Source organism: Xanthomarina sp. F1114 (assembly GCF_026410255.1).
In the GTDB taxonomy this organism is placed as follows: domain Bacteria; phylum Bacteroidota; class Bacteroidia; order Flavobacteriales; family Flavobacteriaceae; genus Xanthomarina.
Genome location: NZ_JAPMLL010000007.1, coordinates 137,428 through 161,481 on the forward strand (window position 1 = coordinate 137,428; position 24,054 = coordinate 161,481).

At 33.8% G+C, this 24,054-nt stretch carries 16 protein-coding genes and 1 riboswitch; of the genes, 13 read left to right on the top strand and 3 right to left on the bottom strand.

Features of this window, described 5'->3' with window-relative positions; all coding sequences use genetic code 11:
- The first annotated feature begins 1 nt into the window (after position 1).
- The 4 genes from OS188_RS07435 to OS188_RS07450 all read left to right on the top strand — a co-directional run bounded on the left by OS188_RS07435 (position 2) and on the right by OS188_RS07450 (position 5,512).
- The gene (locus tag OS188_RS07435; protein WP_267148196.1) at positions 2-1,135 is read left to right on the top strand and encodes a hypothetical protein; all 1,134 of its coding nucleotides are present in this window, start codon (positions 2-4) and stop codon (positions 1,133-1,135) included.
- Positions 1,136-2,275: 1,140 nt separating this feature from the next.
- The gene (locus tag OS188_RS07440) at positions 2,276-3,274 is read left to right on the top strand and encodes a hypothetical protein (protein ID WP_267148197.1); all 999 of its coding nucleotides are present in this window, start codon (positions 2,276-2,278) and stop codon (positions 3,272-3,274) included.
- 131 nt (positions 3,275-3,405) lie between these two features.
- Entirely contained in the window at positions 3,406-4,491 is a 1,086-nt protein-coding gene (locus tag OS188_RS07445; protein WP_267148198.1) for a hypothetical protein, read from the top strand.
- Positions 4,492-4,870: 379 nt separating this feature from the next.
- Entirely contained in the window at positions 4,871-5,512 is a 642-nt protein-coding gene (locus OS188_RS07450) for a DUF6266 family protein (RefSeq protein WP_267148199.1), read from the top strand.
- A 688-nt stretch (positions 5,513-6,200) separates the two neighbouring features.
- Here the strand turns inward: OS188_RS07450 and OS188_RS07455 are convergent.
- The 3 genes from OS188_RS07455 to OS188_RS07465 all read right to left on the bottom strand — a co-directional run bounded on the left by OS188_RS07455 (position 6,201) and on the right by OS188_RS07465 (position 10,165).
- A complete protein-coding gene (locus OS188_RS07455) occupies positions 6,201-7,499 on the bottom strand; it encodes a BspA family leucine-rich repeat surface protein (protein ID WP_267148200.1) in 1,299 nt (432 codons plus the stop codon).
- Between the two features lie 347 nt (positions 7,500-7,846).
- Positions 7,847-9,055: a M24 family metallopeptidase gene (locus OS188_RS07460; protein WP_267148201.1), complete on the bottom strand. Its 1,209-nt coding sequence runs from the start codon at positions 9,053-9,055 to the stop codon at positions 7,847-7,849.
- A 156-nt stretch (positions 9,056-9,211) separates the two neighbouring features.
- Positions 9,212-10,165, bottom strand: a complete 954-nt coding sequence (locus tag OS188_RS07465; protein WP_267148202.1) for a tRNA dihydrouridine synthase — start codon at positions 10,163-10,165, stop codon at positions 9,212-9,214.
- Positions 10,166-10,453: 288 nt separating this feature from the next.
- Between OS188_RS07465 and OS188_RS07470 the strand changes: the two genes are divergently transcribed.
- From OS188_RS07470 to OS188_RS07510, 9 genes are all read left to right on the top strand, one after another.
- The gene (locus OS188_RS07470) at positions 10,454-10,867 is read left to right on the top strand and encodes an HYC_CC_PP family protein (RefSeq protein WP_267148203.1); all 414 of its coding nucleotides are present in this window, start codon (positions 10,454-10,456) and stop codon (positions 10,865-10,867) included.
- A gap of 129 nt (positions 10,868-10,996) precedes the next feature.
- Positions 10,997-14,803: an efflux RND transporter permease subunit gene (locus OS188_RS07475; RefSeq protein ID WP_267148204.1), complete on the top strand. Its 3,807-nt coding sequence runs from the start codon at positions 10,997-10,999 to the stop codon at positions 14,801-14,803.
- A complete protein-coding gene (locus tag OS188_RS07480; protein ID WP_267148205.1) occupies positions 14,800-16,032 on the top strand; it encodes a TolC family protein in 1,233 nt (410 codons plus the stop codon). Before OS188_RS07475 ends, OS188_RS07480 begins: the two co-directional genes overlap by 4 nt.
- A gap of 81 nt (positions 16,033-16,113) precedes the next feature.
- Complete coding sequence (locus OS188_RS07485; RefSeq protein ID WP_267148206.1) at positions 16,114-18,831, top strand: heavy metal translocating P-type ATPase; 2,718 nt, start codon at positions 16,114-16,116, stop codon at positions 18,829-18,831.
- A 6-nt stretch (positions 18,832-18,837) separates the two neighbouring features.
- A complete protein-coding gene (locus OS188_RS07490; RefSeq protein WP_267148207.1) occupies positions 18,838-19,320 on the top strand; it encodes a DUF305 domain-containing protein in 483 nt (160 codons plus the stop codon).
- On the top strand, positions 19,310-21,070 hold the full coding sequence (locus tag OS188_RS07495) for an efflux RND transporter periplasmic adaptor subunit (protein WP_267148208.1): 1,761 nt from the start codon (positions 19,310-19,312) through the stop codon (positions 21,068-21,070). Before OS188_RS07490 ends, OS188_RS07495 begins: the two co-directional genes overlap by 11 nt.
- Positions 21,071-21,105: 35 nt before the next feature.
- The gene (locus OS188_RS07500; RefSeq protein ID WP_267148209.1) at positions 21,106-21,582 is read left to right on the top strand and encodes a heavy-metal-associated domain-containing protein; all 477 of its coding nucleotides are present in this window, start codon (positions 21,106-21,108) and stop codon (positions 21,580-21,582) included.
- A gap of 245 nt (positions 21,583-21,827) precedes the next feature.
- On the top strand, positions 21,828-22,346 hold the full coding sequence (locus OS188_RS07505) for a c-type cytochrome (protein WP_267148210.1): 519 nt from the start codon (positions 21,828-21,830) through the stop codon (positions 22,344-22,346).
- Between the two features lie 253 nt (positions 22,347-22,599).
- A riboswitch (SAM-I-IV-variant riboswitch) is annotated at positions 22,600-22,696 on the top strand.
- Positions 22,697-22,985: 289 nt separating this feature from the next.
- Positions 22,986-23,786, top strand: coding sequence for a 5' nucleotidase, NT5C type (locus tag OS188_RS07510; protein ID WP_267148211.1), 801 nt, complete (start codon positions 22,986-22,988; stop codon positions 23,784-23,786).
- The last annotated feature ends 268 nt before the right edge of the window (positions 23,787-24,054 follow it).

Consider the following 24,054-nt stretch of genomic DNA (forward strand, 5'->3'; position numbering starts at 1 on the left):
TATGGATAACAAAACCATTACAAGAAAAGAGTTATATGATTTGGTTTGGAGCAAGCCAATAACCCACATAGTAAAAGACTATGGATTTTCAGATAATGGGTTTCGTAAAATTTGTAAAAAGCACAATATACCATTACCTAAAGCAGGGTATTGGATGAAATTAAAATTCAATAAAAAAGTAGAAAAGGTAAAACTTCCTAAACAAAATGATAACCCAAAAATCAGTCTAGAAAAAACCAACAACATACTTTATAAAGGAAAGCATCCAAATACAGAATTAGCATTAAGGAAAAAGGAAATTGAGGAATCAAAGGAATTAAAGATAGCTGTACCTGCTAAATTAGCTAAACCTCATAAATACATCACAGCAACAAAAGAGTATCACGAAAAACTCAAAGTTAGGAATAGAAATAGAGATTGGAGCACGCATTTAGACAGCTCTAATGTAATAAGTATAAATGTATCAGATAAATTATTACCGAGAGCCTTACGCTTTATGGATACATTTATCAAGATTATAGAAAAAAGAGGATATAGAATAACTACAGAGAATAGAACAACAATATTAATAAAGGAACAATCGTATAACATTAGATTAACTGAAAAAAATAAAAGAGTTAAACGAGAAACTAAATACAGTTGGGATGAATACGATCTTGTACCTACAGGAAACTTATCTTTAAAATTAGATGATTCCTACCCAATTAAAGAATGGTCAGATAGTCAAACAAAACCTTTAGAAGATAAACTAGTTGATATTTTAGCGTGGATAGAACTAAGAGCAAAACGAGATAGAGAGCGTCAAATTGAAAATGAAAGAATAAGACAGCATCAAGAGAAAATTCGCATTAAACAACAAGAAGTTCAAAAGCTAAAAGATAATGAAATCGCAAATTTTGAAGCCCTATTTCAATCAGCTACAAGATGGCATAAATCACAATACATTAGAAATTACATTAAAGAATTTGAAGATTATGCAATCAAATCAAACAGTTTAAATGAAGAAAAACAACAATGGATAGAGTGGGCTAAAGAAAAAGCAGATTGGTATGATCCATTTATTGAAAAAGAAGTAAAACTCTTAGAAGACATTGATAGAGACACTTTAAAACCAAAAAGAAAATCATATTGGTAAAATAAAGAACTATCAAAGTCCACACCTTCGGCACATACTCATTCATTTATTCCGCAAGCTACACGCATTCAATCGCAAGAGCCTACGGTTCCGCTCAGCATAAGCAACAATTTTAATATATGAAAACAATAAATTAAAAGTCATATCAAAATTATTGCCTATGCTTTTTGCCAACGCTCAATATCGTTACTCTAAACAAACCTCAGAACTAAAATTAAACATTAAGGAAGGCAGGTAATAAGGTGTTCGTCAGCTGTTCCATTTTGTTTCATAAAGCATATCTGCAAGCTATTTGGTGCTAATAATGTCATTTCGAGCGCAGTTGAGAAATCTAATATTAAAAGGTGCATTTTTGATTAAATGGCTTGCATATACCATACATAGCACTACTGCGGTGACACATCCTCGTTAGCACTATGTATTTGCTTTATTTCACACACTACACAACTTCCTCACCCGCAACTACTTTTGTACCCTAAAACCCAAATAGGTATGCGCTTGAGGCGCATATAAAATTAATTAGGGTACAACCGTTGCTTCACAATTTGGCTCGCCTGCGGATCGCTGCGGGCTAATCAGTGTGTCACAATTTTTGAAAGCAGCCATTTTGCAAATAAAATAACCGCTTCAAGTAAAATGATGATATTGATTAGTTTTAAAGCATATATAAATGTTGATTAAATGGTCTTTAAATCCTAAAGCGGATTATTATATTTTGCAAACGCACAGCAAGAGTAACGCATTCAATCAACTATTTCATCCAACGCATCAACCATTTTTAAATTGGCAATTGTTTAAAAAATGAAATTAAATATTCTCAATTTCCTGAATATCCTCAAGACCCTTAAAACCTATTTCTATTTAAAGAAATAACACAATTGCTAAAATTTAAAAACGGTAACCTACCTTCAATAGTCTCAATCAATTGTCACACTTGCTTTCCATCGCTACATCCAAGCTAAAGCCAACGGCATCAAAAAATTGCGCCACACTTGCGTTTTCAACGTAGGCGTGGTAGCCCTATCGGGCTATGTTCCCACACCACCCTTGCTCAACTCGCTGGCGGCTCGCTATTATGGCTACCGCCATACGCTACGCGATTACCTGCTTAAAAAAGCATATATTTAAAAAAAATATTCAATGAGTTCAATACACTATTTTCAAAGGTATTCACAACGGGAAAATGTAGCAACTAATAACACTCTTTTGTTGTTGTCAAGATTATATCAACATTCAACATATAAATTTCATGCATTTTTAACAGATTTAACAGAAGATTCAATTGATGATACAAGTATAAGTTTTAATCAACAAGAAAAAAATAAGGATTCAATACCAGATGGTAGCATTTATCAACCAAGTTTCAAAGTTGAAATCGAAACTAAACTTCATAAGGGGTTTAATTCAAAACAGTTAATAAATCATCTTAATTCGTTTAACGATGAGGATTACAAAGTTTTACTTTCATTAAGTCCAGAAATACCCTCTAATTTGATTAAAGAAAAAGTTATAGAAGCTATAATAACAAGTGGAATAAATGTACGATTTGTATCTACAACTTTTGAAACCCTAATTTCTAAATTTAGAAAAGTCCTCCAAGATTATGATTTTGAATTAAATGAAATAATTGATGATTTTGAATCCTATTGTTGGTCATCAGGACTGATATCTACAAGTAAGAGTAGAATGAGAGCCGTCACTTGTGGATGGACATTAGAAGAAAATTTTAATTATGATTTATATTATGCCAAAAAAGAAAAGGGATTTTCTGAACATAGCTACATAGGAATTTATGCCAATAAGAGTATAAGGGGTATTGGTAAAATATCAAATATTGTACTGGCTGATATGGATTCATCAGGAGAACTTATTATTAAAGAGAAAACTAAACCGCTTTCAGAAACAGAGATTAATAATATAAAAAACGTTATTCCAGCTGCTTTGAAAAACAACGGATGGGATTTAAGCAAAAATCATAGATTTTTTTGTGTCGAAAAATTCTATGAAACTGATTTTAAGAAAGAAACAAACTACCCACTACAAGGAACAAAGTTTTTTAATTTGAAAACAGTTTTGTCTCTTAAAAAACTACCTGATGTCCCTACAATAGCTGAGTTGTTAAAGAGTAAAACCTGGTAAGAAAGGGTTTCATATAAAATTAAATTGACTATTCCTATACATTATTTAAAAAGTTGGTTTTAATACAAGTCAAGTTTTTTCTTAAAAAACTTCGTTATATATTTAAATTAATCACCTTATAACAAGAGTTTATGAAGTTAAAACATAACCGGGTTGTAGATACTGAAGTCTCATTTAAAGAGCTTCAAAATCAAAATAAAGAATTAATAAATTTTCTAATTGAAAATGATTTTAAGCTACCTAAGGAACCTCCAGTTGAAATCCATCCTTATGTAAAAATGTTCAAACTTCAACTTTATGATAAATACATTATTGGCACTTTTCCACCAATTAGCTATTTACACTACAATGATGTATTTGTGAAACATAAAATAGATAAATTATCCAATCCAGATAATAGCAAGATATCACCACCAAAAGTTCCTTTTTATCATGGAAACCGAAATATGATGTGGGATATACTTTTGCAAGAAGATGAGTTGAAAAAAATATTTGGTAATCAATCTCCATTTGAAGCAAAACAGAGCTTATGTAAATATCTTAATACAAATGAAATTAATTATGCCGATATAATATATTCAACTAGACGTACAGAGTATTCTCATAAGGACTCTTGTTTAGATGAGGTTGTTATCAATTTAGATTTATTGAAACACATTTTTAGTAACAGCAATTTGAATAGGATCTTATTTAATACATCATCCACTTTTGGCGGTAACAATCTATTTGCAACAAGTAACAGTAAATATTCAGTTGCTGATAAGATAAATACATTTAAGGGAAATTTATCTGCATTTAATTTATTTTTCAGAAGTCTTCAAGAGTTAAACTGCAAAATTGAGTTCGATCTAAACTTCAGTTTTGATAGTAAAAATAAAGAATGGGTTCCTGTAGAAAGAAGGAATATTAAATTATTAAATGATCGACTTTCACATAAAATTATTTTCAAAGTTCGTTTAACACTTCCCGCAATAAATAACCTATCGATGAAAGCCAAGGAGTCATCAAAGGAGTTTTTTGTTATTACTCCCTTTAGTCCAGCTGCTGTTGAAAGAGGAAAGCTTAAGAAGAATCCAATTGTAAAAAAATGGCTCACTGAAGAGGGAAATAAAAACTTAGAACCTAAAGACTTGTTAAAAAAGATTTACAGTGCATTCATTAAGTTTGATGTCAAAGGCATTAATTTTCTATACAATTTGAATGAAAGCAAAAAATAAAAAAGATTGCAAAGTTAGCTGGCTTCCTTCATCCCACGCTCATCATACTATAAAGTTCAAGCCCTACGGGTTTTGAAAAAAATCTTGCCCCTTTGGTCAGGCGCAAATTTCAAAACCCTTTCCATTAGCAATATTTTTTCCAAAAAACTTGACAGTATGTCAACGCCATCAAAGAAACGGCTTTCTTTTTTCTCTTTTTCTTTGTAAAAAAAATATTCATTTTTTTATTTCTGATGCAAAAGGAAGCAATCTAAAGCAACAAAATCCATATCTAACGAATAGCATAAAAGTTGCCATATATTTCAACGGAAGGTACAACTTCGTGTCAAGTCCGTACCAAGTCCGAAGAAAAATAAGTTTCATTTAAATCATTTATGTTATGGGAAAAATTGCTCAAGGTATTTTAGGAGGGCTTTCAGGTAAAGTTGGAAACATTATCGGTGGAAGCTGGAAAGGAATTGATTACATAAGAATTAAACCTTCAAGTGTAGCCAATCCAAGAACTGTAGGTCAGGTAAACCAAAGAAATAAGTTTACAATGACTTTAGAATTTATTCAGGCTGTTAAACCTTTTATCCAAAAAGGATATAAGCTTTTAGCTGTAAAAAAGACTGCATTTAATGCCGCTATGTCTTATGTGTTAAATAATGCGATTACAGGGATCGAACCTAACTTTGAGGTTGATTTTCCTAACGCATTAGTCAGTAGAGGAGGTTTATCGACTGCTTTAAACCCTACTACTGATCTTGCTAATCCAGGAGAAGTGACTTTTAACTGGGATGATAACTCTGCTGAAGGAAATGCAAACACTACTGATAAATCAATGTTATTGGTTTACAATCCATCAAAGAAAGAATCTATTTCTTTAACCGATGGTGCTGATAGAACAGTTGGGACTCAAATTGTTGCTATCCCAACAACCTACGCAGGAGATACAGTAGAGCTTTTTATGGCTTTTATCACTGCTGATGGTAATCAAGTATCAAACAGTACTTATTTAGGCTCTGGAATAGCTAATTAATGCTTGGTGTTTTTGATTGAAAACCACTCTTAACGAGTGGTTTTTTTTATACTATATTTGTAGTTCAATTTATTTTTCATTGTCTTTAATTGATGCTTTTCAAGCATTATTTGTATCCTATTTGTTGCCTAATGTTTATCAACTCAACAATAGCGGTATTAGGAAGATATTGTATCGGAAAATAGGAGGTTCTAAATTTGTAGATTTCGCAGAATTGTACACTAGAAGTACAATTTTGTTGATAAACATCAAAACTTTGGATGACACAAATTGATAATTATAAAAATATCCTACAAAACCTATTGAGTTTTTGTAGGATATTATTCAGAATGTATGGCTAATAATTCTGGTTATACCTTTATTAATCTTCCTGGTGTACTATTTCCATTAGAACTGTTTTTTTTTACTTAAAATAGTTCAAGCCTTTTTTAGTTTACTCATTGTATTCGTTTCTTGTTTTAGCAATAAAATCAGCCAAAGGGGGCAATATCAAGTCACTTTTTACATAGGTTATTAGTGACTATTTTAGTGTCCATCTTTAGCTCATTTTTTATGCCTGTTTCAATCATATAATAATATTTAAAAGTCTGAAAAGTCTGTTTTTATAACTAAACTCTCATGTTTTCGGCACAAGGTACATAACGATATACTTTTAATCCATAGATGTGTCATTCATTTTAAGCTTGTATTAAAAGCAGGTACCCCATGTTGGTTTATTACCATCCGTTAGTGCACTTCCGAAAGCAAAATTAATAGGTTCTGTAGGAATATTTATAACACACCAGCTGGTTAGGTTTTGGTTAAAGTTGGTTGCATTGGAAAACATATAATCCATATTGGTGACACCACTTACAATCCAGTTACTAATATTTCCGTTGAAAAGGGAAGCACCATTGAACATGTGTTTCATGTTTGTTACATTACTAACATTCCATGCGTTGAGATTTTGATTAAAGGAAGTGGCTCGGATAAACATCCCTTCCATATTTGTTACTTGACTCACATTCCAATTACCAATATTGCTGTTAAAGTTGTGGGTGTCACGAAACATAGATTCCATATTTGTAACGCTGCCCACATTCCAATTGCTTATATTTACGTTAAAAGCGTATGCTGCCAGAAACATTCTATGCATATCAGTTACGTTGCTCACGTCCCAGTTGCTTATATCGCTGTTAAAGGTTATGCTACTCAAAAACATCCTACTCATATCCGTTACGTTGCTCACATCCCAACTGTTAAGGTCTCCGTTAAACACGTCAGTTAGCGCGAACATAAAGCTCATATCCATCACGCTGCTTACATCCCAGTTACTTATGTTTCCGTTAAAAAGACTTGCATTCCGGAACATATAGCTCATATTTGTTACACGGCTCACATCCCAATGGTTTAAGTCTTGGTTAAAGCTAGAAGCTTTATAAAACATCCGGTTCATAGTTGTTACAGCGCTTACATCCCAATGACTAATGTCTCCGTTAAAATTGGTTTGGTCCAAAAATAATTCAGACATATCTGTAATACCTGTTGTACAGGTGGTTTCGGCATTTTCAGGTGTAATTTGGTCGGCCGTACGTTTGGTGTAAGTAATACCATTTACAACACCGGCATCTCCCACAGCAGCCTCTGGCGCTAGTATGGTTACGCCGTTTTCTGCTAGATAAAACAGGTCTCTTTCAAAGACTGCTGTTATGGTTTTAGACGTATTTACAGTGAGTTGCATCGGGTTGTTGGTACTCGTTACATCGCCTTGCCATTCTTTAAATTCCCAGCCGGTGGCAGGTGTGGCTGTTATATCTATTTGTTGATCTTTATCAAAGTTTCCACTTTGTGGAGAAACCGTTCCGCCCTCACTTGGGGAGGCATTTATAGCTACCTGATAGGTTATTTTTGCAGGAGTAACGTCATCGTCATTGCTACAACTGCAGAAAGCAGCGGCAATACATAATAAGATTACTAATGGTTTGAAGTTTATTTGTAAATTTTTCATGTTTATTTTTTTATTAATTAATAATAGCTAATCTAAATTTTTGAGATACTAAGCTGTAGTTGATGTTTTTGTTTTCAAATTTTAAGTGTGATATTTAGTTAAAAATAGTGTTATAATTAATTTGTGTTAAAAAATGAAAAAGGTAAACATGTACTAATGAAAAAATAAAAGTCTAAAAAATGAGAGCATGAAAAAGGGTTCGTGGGTTCGTGATAAAATAAGATTAGAATTATTATAATTTGTTGGTGACTATTGTTGTTTTTATCAATAAAAAATCCGTCATACTAAAAAACATGACGGATTCAATTAAATTCCAACTTTGTAAAAAAGCAAGCTATATTTTTGGCTTAGACTCCAAATGGATTTTCAATACTATGTGCTGGTTCTGTAAACCATTTTGGACCATTTTCTGTCATATAAATATGATCTTCTAAACGGATTCCGAATTCATTAGGGACCACAATCATGGGTTCAATGCTAAAAGCCATTCCGGCTTGCAACTTTATGTCGTTTCCTCTTAGAATAAATGGATGCTCATGTATTTCAAGTCCAATGCCATGACCAGTTCTATGTGGTAATCCTGGTAAATCATAATCTGGTCCTAAGCCATCTTTTTCTAATTGTACTCGTACTTGATCATCTATATGTCCACACGGTTTTCCTAGTTGTGCAGCTTCAAAAGCAGCCAATTGCGCAGCTTTTTCATTAGCCCAAATTTTCTTTTCCTTATCTGTGGCGTCTCCATAAATATAAGTTCTGGTAATATCCGATAGATACCCATTGTATCTGGCACCAGTATCTACTAAAACAATATCATTTTCTTTTAATGGATTTGGCGACTTGACTCCATGAGGAAAACTAGAATCTCGACCAAATAACACAATACAAAAGTACGAACCACTAGCTATTCCTAGTTTTTGATGCGCTTTATGAATAAAGTTTTCAACTTCACTGGTGGTAATGCCTGGTTTTAAAATTCGTGCAACAGCTTGATGTACTTGCATGGTTAAGTCCATCGGGTATTGGATATGTGCAATTTCGGCTTCACTTTTAAGCATTCTGATGTCTCTAATTAATTCTTCAGCACTGCTAATTTTAAACTTTTTATGTTCCTGAAAGCGTGAAACCATTGTAAATGCTGTAGTATCATCAATAGCTAGTCTTGTACCTTCAGCTACAGCTTCTGCTATTTTCTGTACAGGAGATTCATGTTCTGCCCATGGAATAAGCTCTCCCTTTATTCCTATAAAATCATTGAAAGTTCCTATTTCAAATTCAGGAACCACATATTTAAGACTTCCATCTGCAAAAAGAATTGCGCCAACTAAACGTTCAGATGGATTCCATTTTGTATTTGTAAAATAGTATAAATTAGTGCCAGCATTAATATATAAGGCATCCAATCCTTTTGTTTTTAAAGCTGTACATGCTTTATCAAGTCTGTTTTGGAATTCTTTTTCACTAATAGGAGCTGGTTTTGTTGTTGGCTCACTTAATTTTGAAAGTTCTTCTTCGGGTGTACTACCACCAATTCCGTATGATCTGTTGCTATTCATAATATGTAAGTTTTTTAATTAATGCAATCACGTTTAGTATTAAGAGATTCTACCCGTTTTTATTTTGTATAAACAACTAAATAGAATAGAAAATCTTTTAGACTTAATACAAGTAAAATGGCAAGTTCTTAAATTTTAGATTAAACACAATTGCATTTAACGTTTCATTTCCGTTTTTAAAATTTGATCAACCGCTAGTCTATATTTTATCGGATTTGTTGCCTTTTTTATAGCTTTATATGTTTTATGTGGGTTTGATGTTGCTTGAGAAAAATACTCCCAAAACCCTAACATTTTCATTTTTATAGGAGTTGGTCCAGATAAATATTCATCGTATTGTTGATAAATACTATCATGAAATTCCGAAAAAATCTCCCATCGGTTTTCAGGATATTCTGTGCTGTTATTTTTAATCATATTGGGTAAAAATGGATCAGCAATCAGCCCTCGTCCAATCATAAAATGATCAATATCAGGAAATCGTTTTTCAATCTCTTTAAATGCAGAAACACTGGTTATATCCCCGTTATAGTATAATTTATGCTTGGTACTGCCTATACATTTTTCAAAAGCATCTAAATCTACAGGACCTTTATAAAGTTGTTTACCTATTCTAGCGTGAATTGCAATACTTTTAAGTGGATATTGATCTAAGATAGGAAAGGTCTCTAAAATTTCTTCAGCATTTTCATATCCCATTCTCATTTTCATAGAAACCAAAATATCAGTTTCAGTATGAGCTTTATCTAAGACCTCGTTAATTCTAATCGGATTGCAAATTAACCCAGATCCCATACCAGATTTAGTAACCATAGGATAAGGGCAACCTAAATTCCAATTTAATTCTTTATAACCTAAACTTTGTACATATTTAGCAACATATAAAAACTCATCGGGATCGTTAGTAATAACTTGAGGAATCACCTCTAAAGTTGTGTTGTTTTCTGGAAGTAAGTCGTTCTGATAAGATTGCTTAATTTTCAATTTTCCATTGAGCCGAATATATGGGGCGTAAAAAGTGTCTATGCCACCAAAGTAATGATGGAAGGCATTGCGAAATCTGAAATCTGTAAACCCTTGTAAAGGTGATGAAAGTAATGTGAGAGCCATCTTATTGTTTAGGTGCGCAAAGATAGGATTTTTGCCTTTTATATTTGTTTAAAAATATTCAGTCGTATTTGAAAAATGATATCAATGAAATTATATTATAAGGTTTCTTTGTCTCAGTTTCTAGTAATTAAACCGAAGTCTTTAATTTATAGATTATTTTAGGAAATATACCATCTAAAAATGTAGTTTAACGAAACTCTTGAAAGCTAGATAATACAGGTTTTAGAACCTAAACTTCTGTTAAACAAAAACAATAGTTCTTGTATTTTTATATATTTGTAAATAGATATGAAGCAGTTTTTCCATAAAATAGGGTCTTTATTGATGGCTTTTGTAGTGTTATTCTCTACAATGTCGTTTACTTTAAATATGCACTATTGTGGAGATACTTTAGTAGAAACTGCCATTTTCCACAAAGCAAAAGGTTGTGGTATGGAAATGGAAAAACCCTCTACCGAAGCATGTTCTATTACTAAGAAAAACTGTTGTGATGATAAACAATTGGCCATTGAAGGTCAAAATGAGTTACAACTTCAAGTTGATAAAGTAACGTTTCAACAACAGGTATTTATTGCTTCATTTATTTATTCTTATATCAACCTTTTTGAAGGTTTAGATAAAAATGCATCTTCTTTTGAAGCATACAAACCACCACTCGTCGTCAAGGACATCTTCAAGATAGACGAGACCTATTTAATTTGATTTTTAGTAGTTGGTTATAATACAAATTGTTTTGTGTTAGGACCTTTTTGTGTTTTGATGAAACTTTAAAATTTGTTTCTCAACACAAGGTATTTGATACTTTGTACTCACTACTAAAATCTTATTTCAATGCTAAATAAAAGCATCAAATTTTTAATAGAAAATAAATTGGTAGCTGTTTTGCTACTCACGCTCTTTATAGGTTGGGGATTGGTAAATGCACCCTTTAATTGGGAACAGTCCCGATGGCTATCGGGGTTACCTAGCAATCCTGTGGCTGTAGATGCCATTCCAGATATTGGCGAAAACCAACAAATAGTTTTTACCAGATGGGATGGTCGTTCTCCACAAGATATTGAAGACCAAATTACCTATCCGTTAACCACAACTTTGCTTGGTATTCCGGGAGTAAAAACCATTAGAAGTTCGTCTATGTTTGGGGTTTCAAGCATCTATATCATTTTTGAAGAGGATATAGAATTTTACTGGAGCAGGAGTCGGATTCTAGAAAAACTAAACTCATTACCCAATGGCTTATTGCCCGAAGATGTAAATCCAGCTTTAGGACCTGATGCCACCGGCTTGGGACAGATATTTTGGTACACCCTAGAAGGTCGTGATGAAAACGGCCAGGTTACTGGTGGCTGGGATTTACATGAGTTACGCAGCATTCAAGACTATTATGTAAAATATGCCTTGTCGTCGGCAAGTGGTGTTTCGGAAGTGGCTTCAATTGGCGGATATGTTCAGGAATATCAAATAGATGTCAATCCAGAACTCATGCGCCAATACAATATTGGATTAAATCAAGTTGTAAAAGCGATTAAAGAAAGCAATAAAGACATTGGCGCACAAACTTTAGAAATTAACAAAGCCGAATATTTAGTACGTGGTTTGGGCTATGTAAAGTCTATTTCTGATATTGAAAATGCCGTAGTGCATTCTGAGGATTTCACGTCTATTAAAATTAAAGATATTGCAAAAGTTGCCTTAGGACCTGCAGCACGAAGAGGAATATTAGATAAAGAAGGAGCCGAAGTTGTTGGTGGTGTTGTTGTAGCGCGTTATGCTGCCAACCCAATGGAAGTTATCAATAATGTAAAAGAAAAAATAAGTGAATTAAGCGCCGGATTACCTTCTAAAGTATTAAAAGATGGAAGAACATCACAGCTAACTGTAGTACCTTTTTATGATCGATCGGAACTCATTCAAGAAACATTAGCCACTTTAAATGAAGCCTTGACTTTAGAGGTTTTAATTACCATTTTAGTCATTATCATTATGGTATTTAATCTTCGGGCTTCTATTTTAATTTCCGGTTTATTACCCGTCGCCGTTTTAATGGTTTTTATCGCCATGAAAATCTTTGGTGTCGATGCTAATATTGTCGCATTATCCGGTATCGCTATTGCTATTGGAACAATGGTAGATGTTGGCGTTATTCTCTCTGAAAACATTATTAGACATTTGGATGAGGCAAGTGAAAAGGGAAAAGTGAATAGTGAAAAGTTAAAAGTTGAAAGTGAGTTTAGCGATGCAGATTCTGAAGATGAGATTCTTCACTCCGTTCAGAATGACAAACGTTCAATTAACCAAATTGTTTATAACGCGACGGCTGAAGTATCTGGTGCCATTGTAACGGCTGTGATGACAACCATTATTAGTTTTATTCCGGTGTTTACCATGATTGGTGCCGAAGGCAAACTATTTAGACCCTTAGCCTTTACCAAAACCTTTGCTTTAATCGCGGCTCTTATTGTGGCTATATTTTTAATTCCACCGTTTGCGGCCTTTTTATTTAGAAGAAAAAGTAATAAAAAAAGTTTTAAGTATCTTATAAATGCAGCTTTAATAATAGCAGGATTAATAGGGTTAATTAATGGCTATTGGTTGGGCTTAATTCTGATAGCTTTTGGAGTTACGGGCATTTTAAAACTTCAAGAGAAAATGACTGCTAAGCAAGCAAATCTTCTAAATATCATAATTTCTGCAACAGCTATTGTATTTCTTTTAGCAGAATATTGGCGACCATTAGGGGTTGACAAAAGTATTTTCTGGAACCTCATTTTTGTTGGTCTTATTTGCTTCAGTATATTAGGTGTGTTTTCCTTATTTATAAAGTTTTATACACGAATTTTAAAATGGTGTTTAGATAATAAATTATTGTTTTTATCAATCCCAACCGCTATTGTTATTGCAGGGTTTTTCATTATGAAAAACACAGGTAAAGAATTTATGCCATCATTAAACGAAGGTTCATTTTTACTAATGCCAACGTCTTTACCTCATTCTGGTGTTGAAGAAAATAAACGCGTTTTACAGCAATTGGATATGGCAGTAGCCAGTATTCCAGAAATTGAAACCGTAGTTGGTAAAGCAGGAAGAACAGAGTCTGCTTTAGATCCCGCACCATTATCCATGTATGAGAACATCATTCAGTATAAACCAGAATATATGCTCAATGAAAATGGAGAACGACAACGATATAAAGTGAATGCTGATGAGGAATTTGTACTAAAAAACGGCATGTCATTGCGAGCGGAACAACGTGAAGCGTGGCAATCTCTAAATGCAAAGGAACAACTGATCCCAGACAACAATGGAGAGTTTTACCGCAACTGGCGACCAGAAATACAATCCCCAGACGATATTTGGAATGAAATTGTGCGCGTAACAAAATTGCCAGGTGTTACTTCTGCACCCAAATTGCAACCTATTGAAACCCGATTGGTCATGCTGCAAACAGGTATGCGTGCGCCAATGGGAATAAAGGTTAAAGGGCAGGATTTAAAACAAATAGAAGCCTTTGGGGTCCAATTAGAAGACATACTAAAACATGCCGAAGGTGTTAAACAGGAGGCTGTTTTTGCCGACCGTATTGTTGGAAAACCGTATTTATTAATTGATATCGATAGAGAGAAACTTGCTAGGTATGGCATCACGATTGAAGAGGTCCAAAGTGTTTTAAAGGTTGCTATTGGTGGTATGGTACTCACACAAACCGTTGAAGGCAGAGAACGTTATGGCGTTCGCGTCCGATATCCAAGAGAATTAAGAGCAAATCCAACAGACTTACAGCAGATTTATGTGCCAGTTGAAAAAGGCAGTCCGGTTCCATTAAGCGAATTGGCTAGTATTAAATACGAACAAGGGCCACAGGTTATTAAGAGTGAAGACACTTTTTTAGTGGGTTATGTCCTGTTTGATAAATTAGATGACTTTGCAGAAGTCACTGTAGTCGAAAATGCACAAGCTTTAATTAAAGAAAAAATTGATAGTGGCGAATTAGTAGTTCCAAAGGGCATCTCTTACCAATTCACAGGAACTTATGAAAACCAGATAAGAGCCGAAAAAACCTTATCAATTGTGGTGCCTTTGGCTTTAGCAATAATATTCTTGATTCTATATTTTCAATTCCGATCGGTTACAACGTCTTTAATGGTGTTTACAGGAATTGCCGTTGCTTTTGCAGGTGGATTTTTAATGATTTGGCTGTATGGCCAGGACTGGTTTATAAACATCAACTTTTTTGGTGAAAATATGCGAGATCTGTTTCAAATGCATCCAATTAATTTAAGTGTGGCCGTTTGGGTTGGGTTTATTGCGCTCTTCGGAATTGCAACAGATGATGGTGTGGTTATGGCAACCTATTTAATGCAAACTTTCGATAGAAATACCCCAGAAACCCAAAAAGAAATTAGAGCATCCATAATTGAAGCAGGAGAAAAACGTATTCGTCCTTGTTTGATGACAACTGCTACAACCATTTTAGCCTTATTACCAGTGTTAACATCCACAGGTCGAGGAAGCGATATCATGATTCCTATGGCAATCCCAAGTTTTGGTGGGATGCTCATTGCGCTAATTACCTTATTTGTAGTGCCAGTATTGTATAGCTGGAAAGCTGAATTTCAACTTAAAAGAACAATGAAATGAATTATATAAGATCACATAAAAAAAACTTTCTAATTTTTAGTTTTTCATTTTTCATTATTCACTTTATTAGTGGTCAAGAATTAGAACTGTTAATTGATGAAGCGTTAACAAACAATCCGGAGATTCAAAAATTTGATCTTCAATATCAAATTACTTCAGAAAAAATAAATGAAGCTAATAGTCTACCTAACACCGAATTTAACGTGGGTGTTATGGCAGTAAAGCCCGAAATGGAAATGCCTATGGAACGATTTAGTGTTTCTGTCATGCAAATGCTTCCTTGGTTTGGAACCATATCAGCCAGAGAAAATTATGCTTCATCTATGGCCGATGCTCAATATATTGAAGTTACTATTGCCAAAAGAAAACTGGCACTGTCTGTCTCTCAGTTTTATTATCAACTTTATGAAATTCAGGCCAAACAACATGTCCTTGATAAAAATATAGCCTTGTTAAAGTCTTATGAACAATTGGCACTCACTTCTTTGGAAGTAGGAAAAGCTTCGGCAGTAGATGTTTTGCGATTACAGATTAGACAAAATGAATTACAGCAGGAAAAAGATGTTTTAACACAACAAAACAAAGGCATTCAGGTTGCTTTAAATAGTTTGATGAATCGTAAATATGATGATGTGGTAACTGTAGTTTCCAATATGGAAATCCCTGAAGATGACAGCTTTTATGATTATAAGGCTTTGTCTCTAAACCCGGAATTACTTAAATACGACAAATTATATGAATCTGTAGAACAATCAGAATTGCTAAATCAAAAGGAGAGTGGACCAATGGTCGGGTTTGGCTTGGAGTATATTAATCAGGATAACAGCCCGATGATTACCAGTTCGTATAAAGATATGCTAATGCCTATGCTTTCGGTTTCTATACCCATTTTTAATAAAAAGTATAAATCTCAAACCAGGCAAAACGATTTGCGTAAACAAGAAATCGAATCACAAAAAAATGAACGCTTGAATATACTGACCTCAGAATTATCAAAAGCAATATCTAATCGTAATCAGGCACGCATAAAATTTAATACTCAAGATAAAAACCTAAAACAGGCTAAAAATGCCGAAGAGATTCTTATTAAAAACTATGAAACGGGAACGATTAATTTTAATGATGTTTTAGATATTCAGGAATTGCAACTAAAGTTTCAAATGGGACAAGTTGAATCTGTAAAAGCTTATTATGAGCAAACGTCAATTATTAATTATTTGACTCAGTAAAAAGAAAGTGAAAACATCTAGATTTATAACTATCTTAAGGTTTAATAACAGATTTTAAAATTATTAAAAGCAGAATTAAAAATGAAACATATATATCACATACAAGGAATGACCTGCAACGGATGTCGCAGTCATGTTGAAGAAATACTTTCAAAAGTGGAAGGTGTTTCAAAAGCCACAGTCAACTTAGAAAAGAAAGAAGCAAGCATTGAAATGGTATCGCATATTCCTTTAGCGACTTTCCAAGAAGCTTTAAAAAAGGATGGAGATACATATTCAATTTATAAGTTAAAAGATGGTGAAACGGTACATACATACCATATACACGGAATGACCTGCAACGGTTGTCGCAGTCATGTTGAAGAAACACTATCTAAAGTGAAAGGCGTTTCTAAAGCTAGGGTGAATTTAGAAAAAGAAGAAGCTATTATTGAAATGGCATCTCATCTTTCGATAAAAACATTCCAAGAGGCTTTGAAAAATGATGGAGGTAACTATAGTATTCATAATCCAGGAGAACAGCCTAATAACGATACAAAAGTTGAAAAACCTCAGGGCAAAGGCACAGGAACATTTTATTGTCCCATGCATTGCGAAGGCGATAAAACCTATGACAAAGCAGGCGATTGCCCGGTTTGTGGAATGGATTTGGTGGAAGAGCAAAACCTGTCAATTGGTAATTCAGAACAATGGACATGTCCAATGCATCCAGAGGTTGAAAAGGAGGAAGCAGGTGCCTGTCCTATTTGTGGGATGGATTTAGTACCTATGGAGCCAGATTTGTCTTCCGAAGAGAAAGCATATAAAAAACTTATAAAAAAGTTTAAGATTGCCATAGCATTTACGCTGCCCATCTTTTTAATTGCTATGAGCGAAATGCTCCCTAATAATCCTTTATATGAGGTGCTAGAGCAGAAATACTGGAATTGGATTCAGTTTGTATTGTCTATTCCTGTTGTGTTTTACGCCACTTGGATGTTTTTTGAACGGGCCTATAAAAGTATCAAAACATGGAATTTAAACATGTTTACCCTCATTGGTATTGGAGCTGGCGTGGCGTGGTTATTTAGTGTGTTTGGTTTATTTTTTCCAGACTTTTTTCCAGAGCAATTCTTATCAGAATCCGGAGCAGTACACGTGTATTTTGAGGCAGCAACCGTAATCTTAACATTAGTACTTATGGGACAGGTGCTGGAGGCTCGTGCACATAGTAAAACCAATTCGGCAGTAAAAGAGTTATTAAAATTAGCACCAAATAAAGCCACGAAAGTTGTTAATGGTGAAGATGTCGAGGTCAATATTGATAAAATCGAATTAAACGATATTTTAAAAGTAAAACCAGGCGATAAAATTCCTGTAGATGGTTCTATTACCGAAGGAGAAACCACGATAGACGAATCTATGATTACGGGAGAACCTGTTCCTGTAGATAAAGTGGAGGGAGATAAAGTAAGTAGTGGTACTATTAATGGCAATCAATCTTTTTTAATGATAGCTGAAAAAGTTGGAAACGACACCTTATTGTCTCAAATTATTCATTTGGTAAATACGGCTAGTAGAAGTCGCGCGCCCATTCAGAATTTAGCAGATAAAGTGTCTGGGTATTTTGTGCCGGTAGTGGTAATAATTTCTGTAATCACTTTTATAGTCTGGGCTATTTTAGGACCAGAACCTACTTATGTTTATGCTTTGGTGAATGCCATTGCGGTTTTAATTATTGCCTGTCCATGTGCCTTAGGACTGGCAACACCTATGTCGGTGATGGTTGGTGTGGGTAAAGGTGCTCAAAATGGTGTACTGATTAAAAATGCCGAAGCTCTCGAAAAAATGGACAAAGTAGATACCTTAATTGTGGATAAAACAGGAACCATTACCGAAGGCAAACCAACGGTTGAAAGCGTTGGAGCTTTTGGTGATAATTTTTCGGAAGCTGAGGTACTTCAATATATTGTCTCATTAAATAATAATTCCGAACATCCATTGGCCGAAGCGACCGTTAAATACGGAAAAAAGCAGAAAACAGAAATTTTAAAATCAGAGGGGTTTAACGCCGTAACAGGAAAAGGTGTTGAAGCTACTATTAACAGTAAAAAAGTAGCGCTTGGCAATCCGAAAATGATGGATTATGCGAAAGCTAAAATAACTTCTGACATGCAGGAAGAAGCCAAATCTTTTCAAAAACAGGGTAAGACGGTTTCATATTTAGCGATTGATAAAATTGTTGTTGGTTATGTGGTTATTGGCGATAAAATCAAAGCAACAAGTGCCAAAGCTATTAAAGAACTTCAAAATAAAGGGATTGATGTAATCATGTTAACTGGCGATAATAAGGATACAGCACAAGCTGTAGCATCAGAACTTAATTTAGCAGATTTTAAAGCCAGCATGCTTCCAGAAGATAAACTTAAAGAAGTAGAGAAACTTCAAAAAGAAGGTAAAGTAGTTGCCATGGCTGGAGATGGTATTAACGATGCTCCAGCTTTGGCAAAAAGCGATGTGGGTATAGCTATGGGAACAGGAACAGATGTGGCTATTGAAAGCGCTATGATCACTTTGGTTAAAGGAGATCTTCATGGTATTGTAAAAGCAAAACACCTGAGTCATGCGGTCATGAAAAATATCAAACAAAATCTGTTTTTTGCACTTGTTTATAACACCTTAGGAGTTCCAATTGCAGCAGGCGTTTTATTTCCGGTTTTCGGATTATTACTATCGCCAATGATAGCAGCTTTAGCCATGAGTTTTAGTTCGGTTTCTGTAATTGCAAATGCCTTGAGATTAAGAACTATTAAAATATAATTATTTATGAAAGATTTAAAAGAACATTCAAATAAAGAAAATTACAAAACCTTTTTTATAATGCTGGCGTGCTCATTTGTGGCCATGTACGTTACCATGTATTTAAATACCTATGCTATAGATCACGTGTATTTTAGCTTGACTCGTTTTTATATGACCTGTTTGGGTATTTCGGCAATGGCAGTAATTATGTGGTTTTTTATGCGAAAAATGTACACTAACAAAAAGAAAAACATAGCCATTCTTATAGGTAGTTTCATTCTGTTTGTCTCAGCATTAGGATTGGTAAGAGCACAAAAACCTATTGTTGGAGATTTACTTTGGTTACGCGCTATGATACCACATCATTCAATAGCTATATTAACAAGTGAAAGAGCTGACATAAAAGATCCAGAAGTTAAAAAATTGGCCAACGAAATTATAGAAGCACAACGAAAAGAAATAGAAGAAATGAAAGCAATGATTAAACGATTAGAAAATGAAAAATAAAAAGCTATTCATAAATATAGGTTTATTGGTCATGGGTATATTACTAGGTTGGTTGCTTTTTAGTGATTCATCACATTCAGAAGCAATCCACAATCATAAGGAGGTATCAGAAACCAATCAAATGTGGACCTGCTCGATGCATCCACAAATCATGCAACCCGAACCTGGTGATTGCCCCATTTGTGGTATGGATTTAATTCCTGCAGAAAACGGTTCAGAAGGTTTAATGCCAGATGAATTTAAACTTTCCGAAAGCGCCATGGCCTTGGCTAATGTACAAACCACTATAGTAGGTACTGGAAATAAGAAGGGTCAAAAGATAAAGCTATCCGGTAAAATAGTAGAAAATGAAGAGGCAAATACAGTTCAAGTCAGTTATTTCTCTGGTAGAATAGAACGATTATATGTTAGTGTTACCGGTGAAGAAATTAAGAAAGGGCAACTTTTGGCAACCATTTATTCGCCAGAATTATATGCTGCACAACAAGAGTTGCTTACAGCAGCTTCGTTGAAAGAATCGCAGCCAGCTTTATACAAAGCCGTTCGGAATAAATTAAAATTATGGAAGTTATCGGAAAATCAGATCGACCAGATAGAAGAATCTGGCAAAGTCACAGAGAACGTTCCTGTTTATGCCACAGTTTCTGGCACAGTTACCGAAAAGTTGGTTAATCAAGGCGATTATGTCAATCAGGGACAACCCCTATTAAAAGTTTCCAATCTCAACACGGTTTGGGCAAATTTTGATGTCTACGAAAACCAAATCGATCTGTTCAAAAAAGGACAGGAGGTCCTGGTCTCTACCAATGCTTATCCAAATAATGAGTTTCAGGGGAAAGTCGATTTTATCAATCCTACCTTAAATACGAATACACGAACAGTCACTTTACGGGTTATTTTGAATAATAAAAACGGTATTTTCAAACCAGGCATGTTTGTAGAAGGAAAAATAGATGGCGGAATTTCTTCGTCTAAAAATCAAGTATTAACAATTCCAGCATCTGCTGTTTTATGGACAGGAGAACGTTCTGTGGTTTATATTAAAACAAATCCTAATGAGCCTGTTTTTGAAATGAAAGATGTAGTTCTGGGACATAGAATGGCAAATAATTATGAGATAAGTGAAGGATTAGCTGATGGTGATGAAATAGTTACCCATGGAACATTTACTGTTGATGCTGCAGCACAATTGCAAGGTAAAAAATCGATGATGAATAAAGCCGGAAGTAAATCATCTACTAACCACGAGAGCCATCATGCAATGGATCCGGAAACAACTAACAAGAATGAAAGATTGAAAGTGTCGGTTGATTTTCAAAATCAATTGAAAACAGTTTTCAACGATTATATCCAATTAAAAGATGCTTTAGTTAAAGACGATTCTAAAACAGTAGTAACCGATGCTAACAATTTACTCAATCATTTAGCCAACATCGACATGAAAACTTTAACAGACGACAAGGCACATAATCGTTGGATGCGTTTGGAAAATGAAATTAAAAAATCTGCTCTTTTAATTGTAGATGAAAAAGGAGTGGAAGCACAAAGAATACATTTTAAACAGTTGTCGTTGCACGTAATAAATGCTGTTGAAACATTTGGAGTTAACCAAAAAGTCTATCTTCAATTTTGTCCTATGGCAAATAACGACCAGGGAGGCTATTGGTTAAGCACGGAGGAGCATGTTCTAAATCCTTATTTTGGAGATGCCATGTTAAAATGTGGAGAAGTAAAGCAAATTATAGAATAAATTAAAACCAAGTATAATTATTAAATTTTAAAACAATGAATTTTTCAAAGAAAAGTCACGACCACAAAAACAACCATGTAATTGGTATGAGTAAAAAAGTGATTTTAAGTATGGCTGTTGTGGCAGCTATCGGATTTACAAGCTGCAAAAACGAAGGAAAACAGGCAGCAGAAACAACTACTGAGGTATCCAGTGAATTGGCTATGACAGATGTATCTTTTGGTGTAAGAGGCAATTGTGGCATGTGTAAGAAAACCATTGAAAAAGCCGCGAATGCAGTGGAAGGGGTTTCAAGTGCCAATTGGGATGTCGATAAAAAGAAAATCGATGTATCTTTTGATGACACTAAAACAGATGCCCAGGAAATTCATAATGCTATTGCAGCTTCTGGCTACGATACAGAAAAAGCAACTGGCAACTTAGAAGCCTATGATAATTTACCTGGATGTTGCAAATACGATCACGATATGATGATGAATCAGTCAGGAGAAGTGAAAGCAGACGTACATTAAATTAAGGTATATTAGAGGTAATGAGGAGAGCTTTTTAAAGCTCTCTTTTTTTTGCTTAGAAAGCTGATAAATTTCTGTTTTCACTAAAATTATTCACATTCCATATATTATAAACCAGAATAAATTTAAGATTTCTTAAAGGAGATCTCGAAGCTAAATGATACCTTTTGAACATATAATTTATAACAAATCTAAAGGAAATTTTACTTATATTTAAGTTTCAATTTATTAAAAATCAATATATTATGAGGTTTAAGAAAAAAATACGCACGCTTTTTTATAGTATTGGAATTCTATTGATGGTATTGGGACTTTATGCTTTTAAGTCGAATTCTGGAGTAGACAAAGAATACGTACTACAAACTCCTTGGGATAATTTAAAAGTCTTACCTCAAGATATTTCAAAGGATAGCTTAACACATTTAATGAAAAATTATTCTAAATCCCTTGGGGTAAACTGTAATCACTGTCATGTACCTAGTAAAGAAGATCCAACAGAATTAGATTTTTCAAGCGATGAGAAAATAGAGAAGGAAATTGCACGTGGGATGATAGTTATGACTAATGAAGTTAATGAAAAATATTTTCAACCTCACTTTCCTGATCCAAAACCCGCTCAGGTTCATGTGGTAAATTGTGTTATGTGTCACAGAGGAACAACTAATCCAGAAAAGTACTTATCTCAAATGGGAGAGATGTATAAAACATACCATCCAGATAGAGATAATAGGAAAGAGAAAATTCTGGAAAAAATGAAAAAATAAGTATTCACAATTAACCTTTATCGAGGCAACTTCCAATTAATAAAGTGGCACCTTTTTATCGAAACTGTACATATTTGTAAATGTATCATCGTATTGAAATAGGCGATCCAACTATTTCTATTAAAAAACTAGCCTATAAATGAATGTTTAGATAAAGGTGAGACTTCAAATCCTTCACATTAATTTATTGTAAATCATTACCCACAAAAGTTTATAATTTAAGTGTTTTATTCAATAAATCTCCTTATATTTGAGATATCATTAAGAATCACATATAGTGATAGCAACCTGTCCAATCAGACGAAGGTGCTAAGAAGATGAGCCTAGTTCTAGGAAAAATATGATTTACTCTTTTTTTTAAATATTTATCGATTTTTGTGTTTTTATAAATTAAAAACACAATAACAACATTGTCAGAGTTCAAAGGTTTCTATAAAAAAACTCTATGTGCAAAATCTTGCATAGCATTTCTATGTGAAATTAAAACAAAATGAGCATAAGTAAATAATTATGGCAGAAAAACACACTTCCGTGAATTTTAGCTTTTTTACTAACTAAAGCTTTTTATTGTCAAGCTAATAAACCCAAATAAAAATAATTAATGTATAATTTTAAAACTAAATTAAATAAGAACAATCTATGAAAACATTAACCCTTGAAAAAATTTTAAGTAATTATAAAGTATACTTAACCGATCCTGAAATTAACGAACTTGAAAAAATGAAATTAACCTCACCCAACCTTTCAGCAGAAAGCTTAAAACTTGCCTTGTTTGGTGAAGAATGGAATTTTATGACTGCCGATAAATACAATCCTTGGTCGCAAGATTACATAAACCGAATAAATAGGAAAAGAAAAGCTTTTGGTATAAGCCCAGTAGATAATAACTGCTTTTCTCGAGACAATTCCTCCGATCTATTTTGTAAAGAAGTGGTACTAGAAACCAAAAGGCAGAAAGCGGATTTAGACCAAAAAAGAAAAAATAAGAAGCACATTGTTTTTGTGGATATGGATAATGTATTGGTAAACTTTCAATCTGGTATTGATAGGATTTCTGAAGAAGATAAAGAAAAATATGAAGGCGATCTAGATGATGTTCCAGGTATTTTTTCCTTGATGGATCCTATAGAAGGAGCTATAGATGCTTATGAATGGCTAAATGAAAACTTTGATACCTATATATTATCTACTGCACCTTGGGACAATCCTTCTGCCTGGCAAGACAAGTTACATTGGGTTAAAAAGCACTTACCAGATTCAGCCTATAAAAGATTGATTCTTTCACACAACAAACATTTGGCTAAAGGAGATTTCCTAATCGATGACCGTACGGCAAATGGGGCAGGAGAATTTCATGGTAAACACGTTCATTTTGCTAATAAGGAAGCAGGTTATCCTGGTTGGAAAGAGGTGATTGATTACATGAAAACATTTGCTTAATTCTAAAGTTTATAGAAGAATGCCTTCAGGTAAAATGGAGATTATGTCTAGTCCTAAATAACCGATACAGATTATTAAAGGATTAAATTTATTAATTAAAGCTGAATAATCACGTGATTGTTCAGCTTTTTTGATTTGTATGTCTTAGGTTTCACTTTATTTTGATTGTGCATTTGTAATATAAAAGAAGAGCTTTTACTTCAAATAGAAATATATGTAGCAGAACTGTTAAATAAAACAACTCCCGTCTACAAATTATTATCATAAT

Coding starts and splice junctions, on each gene's coding strand:
- OS188_RS07445 (WP_267148198.1), top strand. CDS start 3,406: ATGAAGTTAAAACATAACCGGGTTGTAGATACTGAAGTCTCATTTAAA.
- OS188_RS07510 (WP_267148211.1), top strand. CDS start 22,986: ATGAAAACATTAACCCTTGAAAAAATTTTAAGTAATTATAAAGTATAC.
- OS188_RS07495 (WP_267148208.1), top strand. CDS start 19,310: ATGAAAAATAAAAAGCTATTCATAAATATAGGTTTATTGGTCATGGGT.
- OS188_RS07450 (WP_267148199.1), top strand. CDS start 4,871: ATGGGAAAAATTGCTCAAGGTATTTTAGGAGGGCTTTCAGGTAAAGTT.
- OS188_RS07480 (WP_267148205.1), top strand. CDS start 14,800: ATGAATTATATAAGATCACATAAAAAAAACTTTCTAATTTTTAGTTTT.
- OS188_RS07500 (WP_267148209.1), top strand. CDS start 21,106: ATGAATTTTTCAAAGAAAAGTCACGACCACAAAAACAACCATGTAATT.
- OS188_RS07455 (WP_267148200.1), bottom strand. CDS start 7,499: ATGAAAAATTTACAAATAAACTTCAAACCATTAGTAATCTTATTATGT.
- OS188_RS07440 (WP_267148197.1), top strand. CDS start 2,276: ATGAGTTCAATACACTATTTTCAAAGGTATTCACAACGGGAAAATGTA.
- OS188_RS07435 (WP_267148196.1), top strand. CDS start 2: ATGGATAACAAAACCATTACAAGAAAAGAGTTATATGATTTGGTTTGG.
- OS188_RS07470 (WP_267148203.1), top strand. CDS start 10,454: ATGAAGCAGTTTTTCCATAAAATAGGGTCTTTATTGATGGCTTTTGTA.
- OS188_RS07475 (WP_267148204.1), top strand. CDS start 10,997: ATGCTAAATAAAAGCATCAAATTTTTAATAGAAAATAAATTGGTAGCT.
- OS188_RS07490 (WP_267148207.1), top strand. CDS start 18,838: ATGAAAGATTTAAAAGAACATTCAAATAAAGAAAATTACAAAACCTTT.
- OS188_RS07485 (WP_267148206.1), top strand. CDS start 16,114: ATGAAACATATATATCACATACAAGGAATGACCTGCAACGGATGTCGC.
- OS188_RS07465 (WP_267148202.1), bottom strand. CDS start 10,165: ATGGCTCTCACATTACTTTCATCACCTTTACAAGGGTTTACAGATTTC.
- OS188_RS07460 (WP_267148201.1), bottom strand. CDS start 9,055: ATGAATAGCAACAGATCATACGGAATTGGTGGTAGTACACCCGAAGAA.
- OS188_RS07505 (WP_267148210.1), top strand. CDS start 21,828: ATGAGGTTTAAGAAAAAAATACGCACGCTTTTTTATAGTATTGGAATT.